Source organism: Zestomonas ipomoeae, from assembly GCF_057128665.1.
In genome coordinates this window covers 1-16,813 of the sequence record NZ_JBSKHQ010000013.1, presented here as the reverse complement: position 1 = coordinate 16,813, position 16,813 = coordinate 1, and the positions used below count along the sequence as shown (strand labels likewise).

Genomic DNA, 16,813 nt, shown 5'->3' with positions numbered 1-16,813 from the left:
CGCCGCATGAGCATCAGGCCGGAATTTCCCGTTTGAGGCGCGCCAGCACCTCGACCAGGGTATCGATGTCGGCGTCGCCGGTGCGCCAGGAAGATACGCTCAAGCGAAACGCGGGGCGGCCTTGCCATACCGTCGGACCGAACCAGACCTGCCCGGCGCGCTGCGCTGCAACGCGGATCGCCACCGTCTGTTCGTCACTATCGGCGCGCACCAGCACCTGGTTCAGCACCACCCGGTTGGCCACCTCGTAGCCGGCTTCCCGCAAGCGTTCGGCGAGGTATTTGGCCTGGCGCAGGTGGCGGTCGATCATGGCGCGCAGCCCCTCGCGCCCGAGCGAGGCCAGGGCGGCCCAGACCGCCACGCCGCGGGCGCGCCTGGAAAACTCCAAGGTCAGGTTTTTCTGCGCATCCCTGGAGGCGCTGGCATAGACCGCGTCGCTGTTCATGGCGCTGGCCAGCGCGTCGGCGTCCCGACAGATGGCCATGGCGCTGTCGTAGGGGGTGTTCAGCCATTTATGGCCATCGGTGGTCCAGCTGTCGGCCAATTCCACGCTGTCGGCCAGCGTCGCCGCCGAGGACGCCCGCGCCCACAGCCCGAACGCGCCGTCGACATGAACCCAGGCGCCGGCGTCCCTGGCGCGCGGCATTAGCTCGGCGAACGGGTCGAACTCGCCGGTGTTCACCTCGCCAGCCTGCAGACAGACGATGGTCATGTCGTCGATCTCCGGCAACCGGGCAGGATCGATCCGCCCGTGTTCGTCGGTAGGGGCAACGATCAGCCGGCGCATGCCGAAACCGAGAATGCGCAGGGCCTTCTTCACGGTGATGTGGCAGGTCGCGGAGACCAGGACGCGGACATCCGGGGCGCCGACCAGGCCGTCGTTGTCGAAATCCCAGCCCTTGCGCGCCAGCAGGGCACGGCGGGCGGCGGACAGGCAGGCGAGCGTGCAGGCGGTGGCGCTGGTCCCGAAGCCCACCGCGCTGTCCATGGGTAGGCCGAGCGCTTCCAGCACCCAGCGTCCGGCCGCGCGTTCGAGGGCATCGGCCGCCGGCGAATTGTCGAACGAAGAGGCACATTGGTCCCAGGCCAGCACCATGCGCTCCGCTGCAGCGGCCGCGGGCAGGGTCGCGCCGATGACGAAGCCGAAATAGCGAGGTCCGTTCGAGGCGACGGTCGCGGGAGAACCGATTTCATCGACCCGGCGCAGGACGTCGCGGGCTGGCTGGCCGCGTTCGGGCAAGGGGCCGTCGAATGCGGCAAGGTTGGTGATGGCTGCCTCGGTGGGAAACGCGCGGCGCTCGGCGAGGCCTTCGAAGTAGTGCAAGGCACGGCGATCGGCATCCGCCAGCAGGCGGCGTTCATCGGCAGGACTGAGCATGTCGGGCTTCTCGCAGGAAAGGAGAGGGCTACCTTAGCGGGTGCCGTCGCGGGATAGCAGTTACACCCTGCAGGCCGGGAGGCCATACAGTGCCTGCCGCGTGCTCGATATCAACCGAACAGTTCGGGTTCGGGCGGTACACCCGATGGGAATACATGCAAGCCCGCCAAGACGGGCCTGCAGGGGGGTGGGGTCATTCGCCGAGCAAGTCGTTCATGGCGATGATCTGTTCGGCCACCTGAATCAGCTTCTGCTGGCGGCTCATGGCCTGGCGGCGCATCAGGGTATAGGCGTCTTCTTCGTTGCAGTTCTTCATCTTCATCAGCATGCCCTTGGCCAGTTCGATGCGCTTGCGCTCGGCCAGTTGCTGGTCGCGAGCATGCAGCTGCGCGCGCAATGCCTGGTCGTTTTCGAAGCGGGCCATTGCGACCTCGAGGATTGGCTTGAGGCGACTGGCTTGCATGCCCTCGACGATGTAGGCGCTGACGCCGGACTTGATCGCCTGGCGCATCACGTCGGGGTCGTCTTCGTCGGTGAACATGACGATGGGGCGGGGCTGGTCGCGGGTGACCAGGCACACCTGTTCCATCACGTCGCGGCCCGGTGACTCGGTGTCGATCAGGATTACGTCGGGGCGCACGGCCTCGACCCGCTCGGGCAGGTCGATGGTCAGCCCGGACTCGTCGATCACGTCGAAACCGGCTTCGATCAGCACGGCCTTGAGGCGACCGACTTTCTTGGCGGTGTCGTTGATCAGGAGGATGCGCAGCATAGTGGCGGTTGTCCCGTTGAGTTAGAGGGCAAGCGTCTGTTTGTCGTTGGCCAGCGCGTGCAGGGCGAAACTGCGCGCGTAGCCGGCGGGATCGCAGCCGTCCCATAGCTTACCGTCGAGCAGTATGGAACGGCGCATGGGCGTGGCGGGTACCGGGATGCCCAGGGCGCTGGCGGCATCGCGGTAAAGGGCCAGTTGCTGGACCTGGGCGGCCACGCCTTGGTAGTCCGGGTCGTCGCGCAGCAGGCCCCAGCGGCGGAACTGGGTCATGAACCAGAGGCCATCGGACAGGTAGGGCATGTTCACCTCGCCGTCGCCGAAGAACCGCAGGGCATGCCGGTCCAGCCAGGCGTGCCCGATGCCGTCCTCGTATTGGCCGAGAAAGCGCGGCTGGATCGCCGCCAGCGGGGCGTCCACGTACTCGCTGCTGCTGAGCAACTGCGCGGTGCTGCGCTTGTTCTCTTCGCTCGCATCGATGAAGCGGCTGGCTTCCAGCACGGCCATCACCAGGGCGCGGGCAGTATTCGGGTAGGTTTCGACGAATTCGCGGGTGCAGCCGAGCACCTTTTCCGGATGGTCGGGCCAGATCGACTGGCTGGTGGCCAGGGTGAAGCCCATGCGCTCTTCGATCGCCTGGGCGCCCCAGGGCTCGCCGGCACAGAAGCCGTCGATGCGGCCGGCCTGGATGTGGGCGACCATCTGCGAGGGCGGCACCACCACGGTATTGACGTCGTCCAACGGGTGAATGCCCTGGCTGGCCAGCCAGTAGTAGAGCCACAAGGCATGGGTGCCGGTGGGGAAAGTCTGCGCCAGGGTCAGCTTTGCATCACTTTGGTGCGCGTAGCGGGATAGCGCTTCGCCACTGGTCACGCCGGCATCCTTCAGCGGTTGCGAGAGGTTGATGCTCTGGCCGTTCTGGGACAGGCCCATGAGCACCGCCATGTCCACCGGCGGCGTGCCGCCGATTCCCAGGTGCACGGCGTAGAGCAGGCCGTAGAGGCCCTGCGCGGCGTCCAGTTCGCCGCTGATGAGCTTGTCGCGCAGCGTCGCCCAGGATGCCTGGCGCTTGAGGTTCAGCGTCAAGCCGTAGGGCTGGGCGAAGCCCTGGGTGGCGGCGACGATCAGTGAGGCAGAGTCGGTCAGGGCCATGAAGCCCAGGTTGATGGCGTTCTTTTCCGGGGCATCGCTGCCAGCGACCCAGGCCAGGGCATCTTTGCGCGAAGTTGCTTGGTTGTCGGTCATTTGCTTTTGTTCCACCGTTGAACAAAAAGGCGCCGCTCCAACTGCTGCCCGATGCAGGAGCTGTAAGCGGCGCCATTGCCTGTGAACCGACTCCGCCGTTGGAGACGGTTCTTTTGCAATGGAGCTAGCAAGCGATATGCCATCGTCCGATGGCGATCTCTAGGGCGAATGAATTCGCCCCTGCGTGCAGATCGCGTTTCCTCGCGAGGCGAAAAGAAAAAGCCCCGCACGGGGCGGGGCTCATTCGTTGCCGGCTAAGGCTTAGGCTTGAACGACCGGGATCTGGGCGTTCGCAGCGGCTTCCTTGTACTCGGCGATCTGATCGAAGCTCAGGTAGCGGTAGACGTCGGCAGCCATGCTGTCGATGTCCTTCGCGTACTGCATGTACTCCTCGACGGTCGGCAGCTTGCCGATGATCGAGGCGACCGCTGCCAGTTCGGCGGAGGCCAGGTACACGTTGGTCGCGTCGCCCAGGCGGTTCGGGAAGTTACGGGTGGAGGTGGAAACCACGGTGGAACCGGTCTGGACGCGTGCCTGGTTACCCATGCACAGCGAGCAGCCGGGCATTTCCATGCGCGCACCGGCCTTGCCGTAGATGCCGTAGTAGCCTTCCTCGGTCAGCTGGTGGGCGTCCATCTTGGTCGGCGGAGCCAGCCACAGGCGGGTCGGAATGCCGCCCTTGACCTTATCCAGCAACTTGCCGGCAGCGCGGAAGTGGCCGATGTTGGTCATGCAGGAGCCAATGAACACCTCGTCGATCTTCTCGCCGGCCACGGTGGACAGCAGACGGGCATCGTCCGGATCGTTCGGCGCGCAGAGGACCGGCTCTTTCACGTTGGCCAGGTCGATCTCGATCACCGCGGCGTATTCGGCGTCCTTGTCCGCTTCCAGCAGCTTCGGATCGGCCAGCCAGGCTTCCATCGCCTGGGCGCGACGCTCCAGGGTGCGGGCGTCGCCGTAGCCTTCGCCGATCATCCAGCGCAGCAGGGTGATGTTGGAGTTCAGGTACTCGGCGATGGCCGCTTCCGGCAGCTTGATCGCGCAACCGGCAGCGGAACGCTCGGCGGAGGCGTCGGACAGCTCGAACGCTTGCTCGACGGTCAGCTCGTTCAGGCCTTCGATCTCGAGGATGCGGCCGGAGAAGATGTTCTTCTTGCCCTTCTTCTCGACGGTCAGCAGGCCGGCCTGGATGGCGTAGTAGGGGATGGCATGCACCAGGTCACGCAGGGTGATCCCGGGCTGCATCTTGCCCTTGAAGCGCACCAGGACGGATTCCGGCATGTCCAGCGGCATCACGCCGGTGGCGGCGGCGAAGGCCACCAGGCCGGAGCCGGCCGGGAAGGAAATCCCGATCGGGAAGCGGGTGTGCGAGTCGCCACCGGTGCCGACGGTATCCGGCAGCAGCATGCGGTTCAGCCAGCTGTGGATGATGCCGTCGCCCGGACGCAGGGACACGCCGCCACGGGTGCGGATGAAATCCGGCAGGGTGTGGTGGGTGGTGACGTCGATCGGCTTCGGATAGGCCGCGGTGTGGCAGAAGGACTGCATCACCAGGTCGGCGGAGAAGCCCAGGCAAGCCAGGTCTTTCAGCTCGTCGCGGGTCATCGGGCCGGTGGTGTCCTGGGAGCCGACGGTGGTCATCTTCGGCTCGCAGTAGGTGCCCGGACGCACGCCCTGGCCTTCCGGCAGACCGCAAGCGCGGCCGACCATCTTCTGCGCCAGGGTGAAGCCCTTGCCGCTGTCGGCCGGTGCTTCCGGCTTCTTGAACAGGTCGGAGGCGCCCAGACCGAGCTCGGCGCGCGCCTTGTCGGTCAGGCCGCGACCGACGATCAGCGGAATACGGCCGCCTGCGCGAACTTCGTCGAGCAGCACGTCGGTCTTCAGCTGGAAAGTGGTGACCAGCTCGTCGCTGCCGTGACGGCGCACTTCACCCTTGATCGGGTAGACGTCGATCACGTCGCCCATGGCCAGGTTGGTGCAGTCGAATTCGATCGGCAGGGCGCCGGCGTCTTCCATGGTGTTGTAGAAGATCGGGGCGATCTTGGTGCCGAAGCAGAAACCGCCAGCGCGCTTGTTCGGAACGAAGGGAATGTCGTCACCGAAGAACCACAGCACCGAGTTGGTGGCGGACTTGCGGGAAGAGCCGGTACCGACCACGTCACCGACGTAGGCAACCGGGAAGCCCTTGGCCTTCAGTTCTTCCATCTGCTTCAGCGGGCCGACCGAGCCAGGCACGTCGGGGTTGATGCCATCGCGGGCCATTTTCAGCATGGCCAGGGCGTGCAGCGGGATGTCCGGGCGCGACCAGGCATCCGGAGCCGGCGACAGGTCGTCGGTGTTGGTTTCGCCGGTGACCTTGAAAACGGCCAGGGTGACCTTCTCCGGGACGGCCGGGCGGTTGGTGAACCACTCGCCATCGGCCCAGGACTGCAGTACGGCCTTGGCGTTGGCATTGCCGGCCTTGGCTTTCTCGGCGACGTCATGGAAGGCGTCGAACATCAGCAGGGTGTGTTTGAGCTGTTCGGCGGCAACTTCGGCCAGCTCGGCGCTGTCCAGCAGCTCGACCAGGGTAGCGATGTTGTAGCCGCCCTGCATGGTGCCCAGCAGTTCGACGGCGCGCTGCTTGCTGATCAGCGGGGAAGTGGCTTCGCCCTTGGCGACGGCGGAGAGGAAACCGGCCTTGACATAGGCGGCTTCGTCGACGCCCGGCGGTACGCGGTTGGTGATCAGATCAACGAGGAAGGCTTCTTCGCCGGCCGGCGGGTTCTTCAGCAGCTCGACCAGGCCTGCGGTTTGTTCGGCGTTCAGCGGCTGGGGCACAACGCCCTGGGCGGCACGCTCTTCTACGTGTTTGCGATAGGCTTCAAGCACAGTCTTACCCTCATCAGTGGTCCCATGGGTTCATCGGGACGCTCATCCAGGAATCCGCTGAACACACGCGCTTCACGGCTTTTTGAGCCGCACAGCCGAGGTTTCAGTGGCTCCATCCAGAAGCTGCTTTCAAAGTTTTACGCCGGAGGAAGGCTTGATGAGGGCTGGCGCGAGGCCTTGCGGACTCGCGCCAACGGAATTCCTGCCGGATGAACTGTGCTCGTGACGCTTTGAAAACAGCTTCTAACGGACATTGGCGCCAAAAATGGCGGGCCGATTCTACTGGAATGCGTCGCCAAAGTTAAGCCAAATGCCAGCGTCGCCTGCGCCCGGACAATTGCCGGCCGGTGCTGCGGGTAGTTCTCGGTTTGGTTTTTATCTCTTTGTTTTATATGGATTCCGATACGATTTCATGGTGGCCGGGGAAGCCGGCGGCGACATGCCCTGATGACCCTGGCTAGACAAAAGGCTAAGCTTGCCGGCCTGTTTTACGTCGCTTGTCCTCCTACCGCCATGTCCAATCAGCGTATCAAAACGCCCTGCGTCGGCCTTTGCTCCACCGTCTATGGCGACCTGGTGTGCCGTGGCTGCAAGCGCTTTCACCATGAGGTGGTGAACTGGAACCTCTATGGCGAGGAGGAAAAGCGTGCCGTCTGGCGGCGCCTGGAGATCCTCCTGGCGCAGGTGATGCAGGCCAAGGTGGAGGTGTTCGATGCCGTCCTGCTGCGCGGCCAGCTGGAGCAGCGGGCGGTGCGCTTCGTGCCGGAGCAGTCGCCGTATTGCTGGGCCTATCAGTTGATCGCCCGCGGCGCGCGGCTGATCAATCAGCTCGAGGCCTACGGCGTGGTGCTGCTGCCCGAGTTCCGTGACTGGGAGCTGCCGGTGCTGCGCGATGCCATCGATCGCGAATTCTTCCTGCTTTCCGAAGCGCATTACGAGCGCTATATCGCACCGCGATTTCTCGTCGAGGGCGTGGAGATTCGCGTCTAGGCGCCTGGCCGGCCTGGACATGCCCGCTGCCAGCAGACAAAGAGAAGCCGCCCGAGGGCGGCTTCTGTTTGCTGAGGTGTCTCTCACTGATGTTGTTGGGAAACCAGCTCCTCCAGGTGGGCGATGATCTCGTCGGGCTTGAGCACCAATACGTCGCTTTCCAGGGAATCCAGCACCACTTCCGCCGTATTGCCGATCAATGCTCCGGATAACCCGGTGCGCGCCACGGTGCCGATCACGGTGACCGCTGCCTGCAGTTGATGGGCCATCTGCGGGATCAGCACGTCGGCAGGACCTTCGGCGATATGCAGCCGCGAATCGGCGATCTCGTACTCGGCCTGGAACGAACGGCATTGTTCGCGATAGCGCGCCTCGATGGTCTCCTTGAGCTGGAAGGTCGGGTCGGCGGCGGAGAGCATTGGCGTCGGGTGGGCGCTGATCACGTGCAGCTCGCCCTTGGCCAGATTGGCGATGTCGTAGCCATGGCTGACGATGCTGGCGTGCAGCACGCGGTGATCGCTGTCGGCGTTGCCGACGTCCACTGCGGCAAGAATGGTGCCGCCGGTCCAAGGCTTGTCGGTCTTCACCATCAGCACCGGGCCGGGGCAGTAGCGCAGCAGCTTCCAGTCGTCAGGCGTGAGCAGGGCGCGCTTGAGCGGGTTGTCCGGCAGGTGTTGCTTGATCACCAGTCCGCAGCCCTCGGCCTGCTGCACCACGATGATGGTCTGGTAGAGATTCTCGTGCCAGGCCTGCTGGCCGCTGACGTTGAAGCCTTCCTGGGCAAGGCTGGTACGCAGGTCGTTGAGGTAGGCGGAATGGTCGTGCTTCTTGTCGCAGACCAGCAGATGCAGGTGGGACTGAGTCACTCCGGCGATCAGTTTGGCCCTTTTCAGCGCGAGAGCTTCCGGCTGCTCGGGGTCCATTACCACCAGAATGCTGCGAATGGCTTGCATGATCATCGTCTCCTTGGAGCTGTTTATGCCTGACATCACTATAGATGCCGGCAGAAGTCGGCGGTTTTGACATATATCAAGCGCACAACTGGCCGTGCTCGTCGTCATTCGTATAATGGCCCGCCCCTGACCCGTCTGCCAGCGTAGAGCCCGATGCAATTGTTACCCGAGATAGAAGCCTTTCTGCGTTGCCCGACCCCCCAGGCCTGGATCGACCAGGCGCTGCAGCATCAGGACCTGCTACTGATCGATCATGCCAACTGCGAGAAGAAAGCGGCGTCCACCGCGCTCAACCTGTTGTTTCGCTACGTCGAGAAGGCCGATCTGCAGTACAAGTTGTCGCGTTTGGCCCGCGAGGAACTGCGTCATTTCGAACAAGTGGCGGCGCTGATGAAAAAGCGCGGAATCGCGTACCGGCCGGTCAGCGCATCGCTGTATGCCCAGCGCATGCACAAGCACATCCGCACCAACGAACCGCACAAGCTGGTGGACACGCTTATCGTCGGCGCGTTCATCGAAGCGCGCTCCTGTGAGCGATTCTTTCGCCTGGCGCCGTATCTGGACGAGGAACTGGGCAAGTTCTACCGCTCGCTGCTCAAGTCAGAGGCGCGGCATTACCAGGACTACCTGAAGATGGCCGAAGCCTATGCCGGTAGCTCGATCGACGAGCGCGTGGCGTATTTTGCCGAGGTCGAGCAGGACGCCATCCTGACGCCCGACAAGGAGTTCCGCTTCCATAGCGGTGCGGCGGCCTGAGCCTGGCCTCGGCTGACCCGCGAACCCCTTCTGCTTCCCCCGGAGACCGGCCTTCGCCGGCGTGGCCCGCCTGCCCGGTGCCGCTGCCGGCTGGCCGACGTCGGCCCGGCAGGCGCACCGCATGTGTCTGGTGGTCTTCCAGGCGAGTAGCGGCGCAAAAGAAAAAGCGCCCCGTAGGGCGCTTGCTCTGGTTGCAGGCTTACTCCTGGATCTTTAGGTCTAGCGCCAGGTCGCGGGCTGCCTTGGTGGCGAGCACGCTCATCAATTGGCCGATTTCGTCCTGGCGGCTGCTGGCACCGCCCTGGCCAGCGCCCATCATCACGCTGGGGACCGGCGCCTGAGCGGCCGCCTGGGCCCACACCTTGTTGATCGCGACCAGTGTGTCGAGCTTGGCCTGTAGGGCACCGTCCGCCTTGATGGTGGCCTCGCGGGCATGGGCTTCGGCGTCGGCGGTGATCTTGGTGGCTTCGGCGTTGATACCCGCCTTGTCGCGCAGCAGTTCGGCGGTCTGCTTTTCGATCTCGGCGCGTTGCCGCTCGCGCTCGGCGTTGATCACCGCCAGTTGTTTCTCGGTCTCGGCCTGGGTGGTGCGTTCGATCTGGTCGCGCAGGGTTTCCTGGCGGCGGGCTTCCACTTCCTTCTCGCCGCGGGCGGTGACCAGCAGCTTCTCTTCCTCTTCCTTCAGGCGGTTCTGCCGGGCCACGGCCAGCTCGGCGAGGGCCTGCTGCACCTTGATCATGCGCTGCTTGTACTGCGGGTTGGGGTCGACGTTGGTGATGCGCGCCTCCACCACTTCCACGCCGTACTTGCGGAACTGTTGCTGCTTGCGGACAGGGATGCCCTTGCTGTCGGTGACCTTCTCGGTGACGAACTGGCTGACGTTGTTGTCGCCGAATACGCCTTGCTCGTTGCCGGCCTGCAGAATGGCGGTCTGGCTCGGCTGGTGGCCGCGTGGCGCGCGGATTTCCTTGCGCTTGATCAGATAGAGGCCGTCGTTCAGCTGGTTCTCGAACTCGGCGGCGAATTCGCTGCGGGCGCCGGCATAGAAGTCATCGGCGCTCATCAGCGAAGCGGTGGCCTGCAAGGTTTCCTTGATCGCCGGCACCAGCGCGGTCTTGATGAAGTTTTCCGGGTTGCGGTACTCCTGGGCGATGCGCAGGAACTGCTCGCCGGCCGGCAGGCGGAAGCGCGCCGAGGACTCGACCTTGGCGTCGACGTTACCGAGGAAGACGATGGGGAAGGCCTCGATGGTGGCGCCCAGTGAGTCGTTGTCGCTGCTCTCGTCGATGGCCAGCGCCTCGGTGAGGACCGATTGCACGCTCAGGGCCTTTTTCCATGCGGTGGCGCGACCGAACCACTTGGTGGCGTAGCCGACGTCATCGACCACTTTTTCCTCGCCGAAGATGGTGCGCACATGGGTGGCGAAGCCGGCTTCGTTATAGAAGAACACGCCATTGAAGACGCCGAAGGCAATGACGAGGAAAAGGATCGGCGCTACGAGAAACTTGAACACCTGGGCCGTGCTTGGCATGGTCGCTCCTGAGGGGGCTGATGGGGAGCGGCGATGCTGCTGATGGCCAGGGTGTCCGTCAAGTGGCAGTGTGCCATCCCGTGAAGGCGTTCGCGTGCCATCACTCGATGGCGAAAGCCTCCAGCCGGAAACCCTCGGTATCGACCTGCAAGGCCCAGCCCTGGCGATCCCAATCGCCAAGCACGATGCGTCGCGCAGGCTGGCCGCCGACGGTCAGGTCGTGCACCGCCGGCCGATGGGTGTGTCCATGGATCAGCGTGCGAACGCCTTTGGCCTCCATCAGGCGCACGACCTCTTCGGGCGTGACGTCGACGATCTCCATGGCCTTCTGCCGCGTCTGCATGCGGCTTTCCTTGCGCAGCTTGCGTGCCAGTTTGTGGCGGGTGGCCAGTGGCAGGTGGCGCAGCACCCATAACGTCAGCGGATTGCGCAGGATGCGGCGCAGGCGCATGTAGGCCAGGTCGCGGGTGCACAGGCTGTCGCCGTGCATCAGCAGCACCTGCTCGCCGTTCAATCGCACCAGCGACGGATCGGCCAGCAGCGTGCAGCCGGCGGCGCGGCAGAAACCCTCGCCGAGCAGGAAGTCGCGGTTGCCGTGCATCAGGTAGATGCGCGTGCCGCTGTCGCTCAGCTCGCGCAGGGCCTCGGCGATGGAGCGTTGGAACGGGCTCATGGCGTCGTCGCCGATCCAGGCTTCGAAGAAGTCGCCGAGGATGTACAGCGCCTCGGCCTGGGGCGCGCGAGTCTTGAGGAAATGCAGAAACGCCCGGCTGAGGTCCGGGCGTTGCTCGTCAAGGTGCAGATCGGAGATCAGCAGGATCACGTGATTACTCGACGATCTCGGCCTTCTCGATGATCACGTCGTCCACCGGAACGTCCTGGTGGCCGCCTTTCATGGTGGTGGCCACGCCCTTGATCTTGTTGACCACCTCCATGCCTTCGACCACTTCACCGAACACCGCATAACCCCAGCCCTGCACGGTGGGTGCGCTGTGGTCGAGGAAGGTGTTGTCGGCGACGTTGATGAAGAACTGCGCGGAAGCCGAGTGCGGTTCCATGGTGCGGGCCATGGCCACGGTGCCGACCTTGTTGGAGACGCCATTGTTGGCTTCGTTCTTGATTGGGGTACGGGTGGCTTTCTGCTTCATGCCCGGTTCGAAACCGCCGCCCTGGATCATGAAGTTGCCGATCACGCGATGGAAGATGGTGCCGTCGTAGTGGCCGGCCTTCACATACTCTTCGAAGTTGGCCACGGTTTCCGGCGCCTTGTCGGCGAACAGGTTGAGGGTGATGACGCCGTGGTTGGTATGCAACTTGATCATGGGAATTCCGCTCTCTCGGGAAAATAGAAGGCCTGTCAGGGGCTTGACAGCTTCGGCTATGATACGGGCTTTGATTTGACCGGCCTACCCTGGCTGGTCACCCGGATAGCCAAGGACCCCATGAGCAAGCCCGAAAACGCCGCCACGCCCGCCGCCAACTTCCTCCGGCCGATCGTCCAAGCCGACCTGGATGCCGGCAAGCATAGCAAGATCGTCACCCGCTTCCCCCCGGAGCCCAACGGCTACCTGCACATCGGCCATGCCAAGTCGATCTGCCTGAACTTCGGCCTGGCCGAGGAGTTCGGCGGCGAGTGCAACCTGCGTTTCGACGACACCAACCCGGCCAAGGAAGACCAGGAATACATCGACGCGATCAAGAGCGACGTCGAATGGCTGGGCTTCAAGTGGGCCGGCGAGGAACACTACGCCTCCGATTACTTCGATCAGCTGCATGAGTGGGCCATCCACCTGATCAAGGCCGGCAAGGCCTTCGTCTGCGACCTGAATGCCGAGGAAATGCGCGCGTATCGCGGCAGCCTGCACGAGCCGGGCAAGAACAGCCCGTTCCGCGAGCGCAGCGTGGAAGAGAACCTCGACCTGTTCGCCCGCATGAAGGCTGGCGAATTCCCGGATGGCACCCGCTCGCTGCGCGCCAAGATCGACATGGCCTCGCCGAACATCAACCTGCGCGACCCGATCCTCTACCGCATTCGCCACGCCCATCACCACCAGACCGGCGACAAGTGGTGCATCTACCCGAGCTATGACTTCACCCACGGCCAGTCCGACGCCCTCGAGGGCATCACCCACTCCATCTGCACCCTGGAGTTCGAGGACCATCGCCCGCTGTACGAGTGGTTCCTGGCCAACCTGCCGGTGCCGGCCCAGCCGCGCCAGTACGAATTCGCCCGTCTCAACCTGAACTACACCATCACCAGCAAGCGCAAGCTCAAGCAACTGGTGGACGAGGGGCATGTGAGCGGCTGGGACGACCCGCGCATGTCCACGCTTTCCGGCTATCGCCGCCGCGGCTACACCCCGGCCTCCATCCGCACCTTCTGCGAGATGATCGGCGTCAACCGCGCCGGCGGCGTGGTGGACATCGGCATGCTGGAATTCGCCATCCGCGAAGACCTGGACGCCAACGCCGCCCGTGCCATGTGTGTGCTCAAGCCGCTGAAGGTAGTGATCACCAACTACCCGGAAGGCAAGGTCGAGAACCTCGAACTGCCGCGCCATCCCAAGCAGGACATGGGCGTGCGTGTGCTGCCGTTCTCCCGCGAGATCTACATCGACGCCAGCGACTTCGAAGAAGTCCCGCCGGCCGGCTACAAGCGCCTGATCCCCGGCGGCGAAGTGCGCCTGCGCGGCAGCTACGTGATCCGCGCCGACGAGGCGATCAAGGACGCCGACGGCAATATCGTCGAGCTGCGCTGCTCCTACGACGAGAACACCCTGGGCAAGAACCCTGAAGGCCGCAAGGTCAAGGGCGTGATCCACTGGGTGCCGGCCGCCGAGAGCGTCGAGTGCGAAGTACGCCTGTACGACCGCCTGTTCCGCTCCGCCAACCCGGAGAAGAGCGAGGAGGGCGGCAGCTTCCTCGACAACATCAATCCGGAGTCGCTGGTGGTGCTCAAGGGCTGCCGCGCCGAACCGTCTCTGGCCAACGCCGCGCCGGAAGAGCGCTTCCAGTTCGAGCGCGAGGGCTACTTCGTCGCTGATCTGAAGGACAGCAAGCCCGGCGCCCCCGTATTCAACCGCACCGTCACCCTGCGTGACTCCTGGGGTCAGTGATGGCGCTGAGCATCTACAACACCCTGAGCAAGGTCAAAGAGCCGTTCCAGCCGCTTGAGGGCAACCAGGTGCGCATGTACGTCTGCGGCATGACCGTCTACGACTTCTGCCACATCGGCCACGCCCGCGTGATGGTCGCCTTCGACGTGATCGCCCGCTGGCTGCGTCAGTCCGGCTATGCGCTGACCTACGTGCGCAACATCACCGACATCGACGACAAGATCATCAAGCGCGCCAATGACAACGGCGAGCCGTTCGAAGCGCTGGTGGATCGCATGATCGCCGCCATGCACGAGGACGAGACACGCTTGGCCGTGCAGCGCCCGGATATCGAGCCGCGCGCCACCGGCCATATCGCCGGCATGCACCAGATGATCCAGACGCTGATCGACAAGGGCTACGCCTACGCGCCCGGCAACGGCGACGTCTACTACCGCGTCGGCAAGTTCGAAGGCTACGGCAAGCTCTCGCGCAAGAAGATCGAAGACCTGAAGATCGGTGCGCGCATCGAGGTCGACGAGATCAAGGAAGACCCGCTGGACTTCGTGCTGTGGAAAGGCGCCAAGCCGGGCGAGCCGAGCTGGGATTCGCCCTGGGGCAAGGGGCGTCCGGGCTGGCACATCGAATGCTCGGTGATGTCCACTTGCTGCCTGGGCGAGACCTTCGACATCCACGGCGGCGGCCCGGACCTGGTATTCCCGCACCACGAGAACGAGATCGCACAGAGCGAGGCGGCCACCGGCAAGCACTACGCCAACACCTGGATGCACGCCGGCGCGGTGCGCGTGGATGGCGAGAAGATGTCCAAATCCCTGGGCAACTTCTTCACCATTCGCGAAGTGCTGGAGAAGTACCACCCGGAAGTGGTGCGTTACCTGCTGGTGTCCAGCCACTACCGCAGCCCGATCAACTACTCCGAAGACAGCCTCAAGGAAGCCAAGGGCGCCCTGGAGCGCTTCTACCACGCCCTCAAGGGCCTGCCGGAGGCTCAGCCTGCCGGTGGCGAGGCCTTCGTCGAGCGCTTCAAGGCGGCCATGGACGACGACTTCAACACCCCGGAAGCCTGCGCCGTGCTGTTCGAGCTGGTCCGCGAAGTCAATCGCCTGCGCGAGTCCGACCTGCAAGCCGCTGCCGGCCTGGCCGCGCGCCTGAAGGAACTGGCCGGGCTGCTCGGCGTGCTGCAACTGGAGCCGGACGATTTCCTCAAGGCCGGCGCCGAAGGCAAGGTCGATGCGGCCGAAGTGGACGCCTTGATCGCCGCCCGCCTGCAGGCTCGAGCCGAGAAGAACTGGGCCGAATCCGACCGCATTCGCGACCAGCTCACCGCCATGGGCGTGGTGCTGGAGGATGGCAAGGGCGGCACCACCTGGCGCCTGGCGGACTGACCCGTTGCCGCAAAGACAAAGGCCGCCGATGCGGCCTTTGTCTTTTCCGGCTACTTCATTTTTCCGTAGGAGCGGGCCATGCCCGCGATAGAGCGATCCTCACCGACAGTTCGCGGGCATGGCCCGCTCCTACAAAGGCTTGCAGCCACGGCGCGAGCTGAAGCCTGCACCCGTAGGTTGCGGTTGAGCGAAGCGAAGCCCAACAAGGAGCGCATAGCGCTCCCATGCTGCAATGCTCTTCAGACGCTGCCCTGGCCGACTGTGCCAGTCGCTTCAAACAAACGCCTGGTCGGCAAAACCGCGCGGCAAGCGCTGCCGACCGGGCAGGGCGGTGAGCTTTTCCCGCCAGGCGCTGCGCCAGTCGCTCGCCACTTGCTGACGGTTGGTGCGGTTACCTCTGCGCGCGGCGTTGCGCGCGGTTTGGCGGGCTTGTTTGAACGCCTCGGTATTGCGGCAGTTGCGGCATTTCACCTTGGCGAGTTCGGGGCTGGATGTGAGGTTGTCGCCGTGCCGGCCGCAGGCAAGGTGCCCGTCGACCCTGAAGTGAGTAACCATCGTTCCGGTCTCCTTTGGGCGGGAAACTTCGCCGAAACAACGCGTTTCGGCCATCCCTTCAAGAAGTTGGACCCGCATGGCGTGCAGTCAGTTCGCTATCAGTCGGGCCAGGGCCCAGGCAGGTTTTTGATGAGTGCGCTGACGTTTTCTCTGAGCTCCAGATCATCCGTCCGCATGGCGGCCTCGTTGGCTTGAATGGCCAGGATGTTGGCTCTTGCCGTATCGCCCAGGTCAAGAAACGCCTCTGCCATCGCCAGGCTGATGGAGGCGATGTACTCATCCAGCCCGGCGGCCTCCGCATAGCCGAGCGCTTTTTCGTAGAAGCGCATCGCAATCGCCTTGTCGGCAGTGAAATCCCCAAGCGTTTCCCATTGAAACGGATGCTGGTTGCCGGCGCTTTCGCTGCTTTCGCACAGGTTGACCAGTTCCTGGTAGGCAGCCCATTGGGCTTTCTTGTCGTCCATGGCAGACGCGTTGACCATGGCCAGGACGATTTCGTGAACGGCATCGAACAGTAGGGGTTTCATGCGGCGGGGAGTCCAAGCAGCGGCGTGGCGAGGCGTGGGATTGTGCCGCGCCTGGCGAGGCGCTTTCCACCGGTTGTCCCCTAGAGCAACACCGCCAGCCAGGTCGAGGCGAACAGCAGCAGGGCCAGCAGCTGGTTGAAGTGATCTTGCCCAGCAATCGTGGACACGTGTTTAAGCCCTCATCCTGGCCTCGAAGCCCTCTGGGCTGATGTGCCCCAGTGTGCTGTGACGCCGCTGGCGGTTGTAGTCGATTTCGATGTATTCAAATACGGTTTCTCGCATCTGGGCGCGGTTCATGAAGCGCTCACCGTGGATGCATTCGACCTTCAAACTGTGGAAGAAGCTCTCCGCACAGGCGTTGTCGTAGCAGTTGCCCTTCGCGCTCATGCTGCATCGCAGGTAATGGGCGCGGATCAGCTCTTGGTAAGCCGCTGAGCAGTACTGGCTGCCTCTATCGCTGTGCACTATCACGCTCTTGGGGTACTTACGTCGCCATAAGGCCATGCGCAAGGCATCGCAGGTTAGATCGGCGGTCATGCGCTCGCTCAGGGACCAGCCAATGACCATCCGCGAGTAGAGGTCGATGACCACCGCCAGGTACAACCATCCTTCCTCGGTGTGCAGGTAGGTGATGTCGCCCACCCATTTCTGATTTGGGGTCGATGCCGTGAAATCCTGCTTGAGCAAGTTCTCCGCCACCGGCAGGGAGTGGCGGGAGTTGGTGGTGGCCTTGAACG

General features: G+C 64.0%; 15 protein-coding genes. 4 read left to right on the top strand and 11 right to left on the bottom strand.

All coding sequences use genetic code 11. From position 1 onward, the window contains the following. Positions 1-13: 13 nt before the first annotated feature. From ACWKV7_RS14785 to acnB, 4 genes are all read right to left on the bottom strand, one after another. Positions 14-1,378, bottom strand: a complete 1,365-nt coding sequence (locus ACWKV7_RS14785) for a pyridoxal phosphate-dependent decarboxylase family protein (RefSeq protein WP_483858450.1) — start codon at positions 1,376-1,378, stop codon at positions 14-16. A 193-nt stretch (positions 1,379-1,571) separates the two neighbouring features. Continuing rightward, positions 1,572-2,150: an ANTAR domain-containing response regulator gene (locus ACWKV7_RS14780; protein ID WP_483858449.1), complete on the bottom strand. Its 579-nt coding sequence runs from the start codon at positions 2,148-2,150 to the stop codon at positions 1,572-1,574. A gap of 21 nt (positions 2,151-2,171) precedes the next feature. Continuing rightward, the gene (locus tag ACWKV7_RS14775; protein ID WP_483858448.1) at positions 2,172-3,392 is read right to left on the bottom strand and encodes a CmpA/NrtA family ABC transporter substrate-binding protein; all 1,221 of its coding nucleotides are present in this window, start codon (positions 3,390-3,392) and stop codon (positions 2,172-2,174) included. A gap of 261 nt (positions 3,393-3,653) precedes the next feature. Beyond that, positions 3,654-6,263 (bottom strand): bifunctional aconitate hydratase 2/2-methylisocitrate dehydratase, encoded by a 2,610-nt coding sequence (gene acnB / locus ACWKV7_RS14770; RefSeq protein ID WP_483858447.1) that lies wholly within the window; start codon positions 6,261-6,263, stop codon positions 3,654-3,656. 513 nt (positions 6,264-6,776) lie between these two features. On the opposite strand from acnB, the gene ACWKV7_RS14765 reads away from it, so the two are divergent. Further along, complete coding sequence (locus tag ACWKV7_RS14765; RefSeq protein WP_483858446.1) at positions 6,777-7,253, top strand: DUF1289 domain-containing protein; 477 nt, start codon at positions 6,777-6,779, stop codon at positions 7,251-7,253. 83 nt (positions 7,254-7,336) lie between these two features. Here the strand turns inward: ACWKV7_RS14765 and ACWKV7_RS14760 are convergent, their stop codons facing one another. Beyond that, complete coding sequence (locus ACWKV7_RS14760; RefSeq protein ID WP_483858445.1) at positions 7,337-8,206, bottom strand: universal stress protein; 870 nt, start codon at positions 8,204-8,206, stop codon at positions 7,337-7,339. A gap of 153 nt (positions 8,207-8,359) precedes the next feature. On the opposite strand from ACWKV7_RS14760, the gene ACWKV7_RS14755 reads away from it, so the two are divergent. Continuing rightward, positions 8,360-8,962: a MiaE family protein gene (locus ACWKV7_RS14755; protein ID WP_483858444.1), complete on the top strand. Its 603-nt coding sequence runs from the start codon at positions 8,360-8,362 to the stop codon at positions 8,960-8,962. Between the two features lie 199 nt (positions 8,963-9,161). Here ACWKV7_RS14755 and ACWKV7_RS14750 read toward each other — a convergent pair whose 3' ends face one another. The 3 genes from ACWKV7_RS14750 to ACWKV7_RS14740 all read right to left on the bottom strand — a co-directional run bounded on the left by ACWKV7_RS14750 (position 9,162) and on the right by ACWKV7_RS14740 (position 11,815). Then, the gene (locus tag ACWKV7_RS14750) at positions 9,162-10,493 is read right to left on the bottom strand and encodes an SPFH domain-containing protein (protein ID WP_483858443.1); all 1,332 of its coding nucleotides are present in this window, start codon (positions 10,491-10,493) and stop codon (positions 9,162-9,164) included. 100 nt (positions 10,494-10,593) lie between these two features. After that, positions 10,594-11,316, bottom strand: coding sequence for a UDP-2,3-diacylglucosamine diphosphatase (gene lpxH, locus ACWKV7_RS14745; RefSeq protein WP_483858442.1), 723 nt, complete (start codon positions 11,314-11,316; stop codon positions 10,594-10,596). Positions 11,317-11,320: 4 nt separating this feature from the next. Beyond that, on the bottom strand, positions 11,321-11,815 hold the full coding sequence (locus tag ACWKV7_RS14740; protein ID WP_483858441.1) for a peptidylprolyl isomerase: 495 nt from the start codon (positions 11,813-11,815) through the stop codon (positions 11,321-11,323). A 120-nt stretch (positions 11,816-11,935) separates the two neighbouring features. Here ACWKV7_RS14740 and ACWKV7_RS14735 point away from each other — a divergent pair, with 120 nt between their 5' ends. After that, positions 11,936-13,609 (top strand): glutamine--tRNA ligase/YqeY domain fusion protein, encoded by a 1,674-nt coding sequence (locus tag ACWKV7_RS14735; RefSeq protein ID WP_483858440.1) that lies wholly within the window; start codon positions 11,936-11,938, stop codon positions 13,607-13,609. After that, positions 13,609-14,994, top strand: coding sequence for a cysteine--tRNA ligase (gene cysS / locus ACWKV7_RS14730; RefSeq protein WP_483858439.1), 1,386 nt, complete (start codon positions 13,609-13,611; stop codon positions 14,992-14,994). The genes ACWKV7_RS14735 and cysS overlap by 1 nt, the downstream gene beginning before the upstream one ends. A gap of 273 nt (positions 14,995-15,267) precedes the next feature. On the opposite strand, the gene ACWKV7_RS14725 is transcribed toward cysS, so the two are convergent. From ACWKV7_RS14725 to ACWKV7_RS14715, 3 genes are all read right to left on the bottom strand, one after another. Then, positions 15,268-15,549 (bottom strand): hypothetical protein, encoded by a 282-nt coding sequence (locus ACWKV7_RS14725; RefSeq protein ID WP_483858572.1) that lies wholly within the window; start codon positions 15,547-15,549, stop codon positions 15,268-15,270. Between the two features lie 98 nt (positions 15,550-15,647). Further along, complete coding sequence (locus ACWKV7_RS14720; RefSeq protein WP_483858438.1) at positions 15,648-16,076, bottom strand: hypothetical protein; 429 nt, start codon at positions 16,074-16,076, stop codon at positions 15,648-15,650. Between the two features lie 171 nt (positions 16,077-16,247). Continuing rightward, positions 16,248-16,813 (bottom strand): IS3 family transposase (locus tag ACWKV7_RS14715; RefSeq protein ID WP_483858437.1); only part of this gene is annotated, 566 nt, incomplete at its 5' end.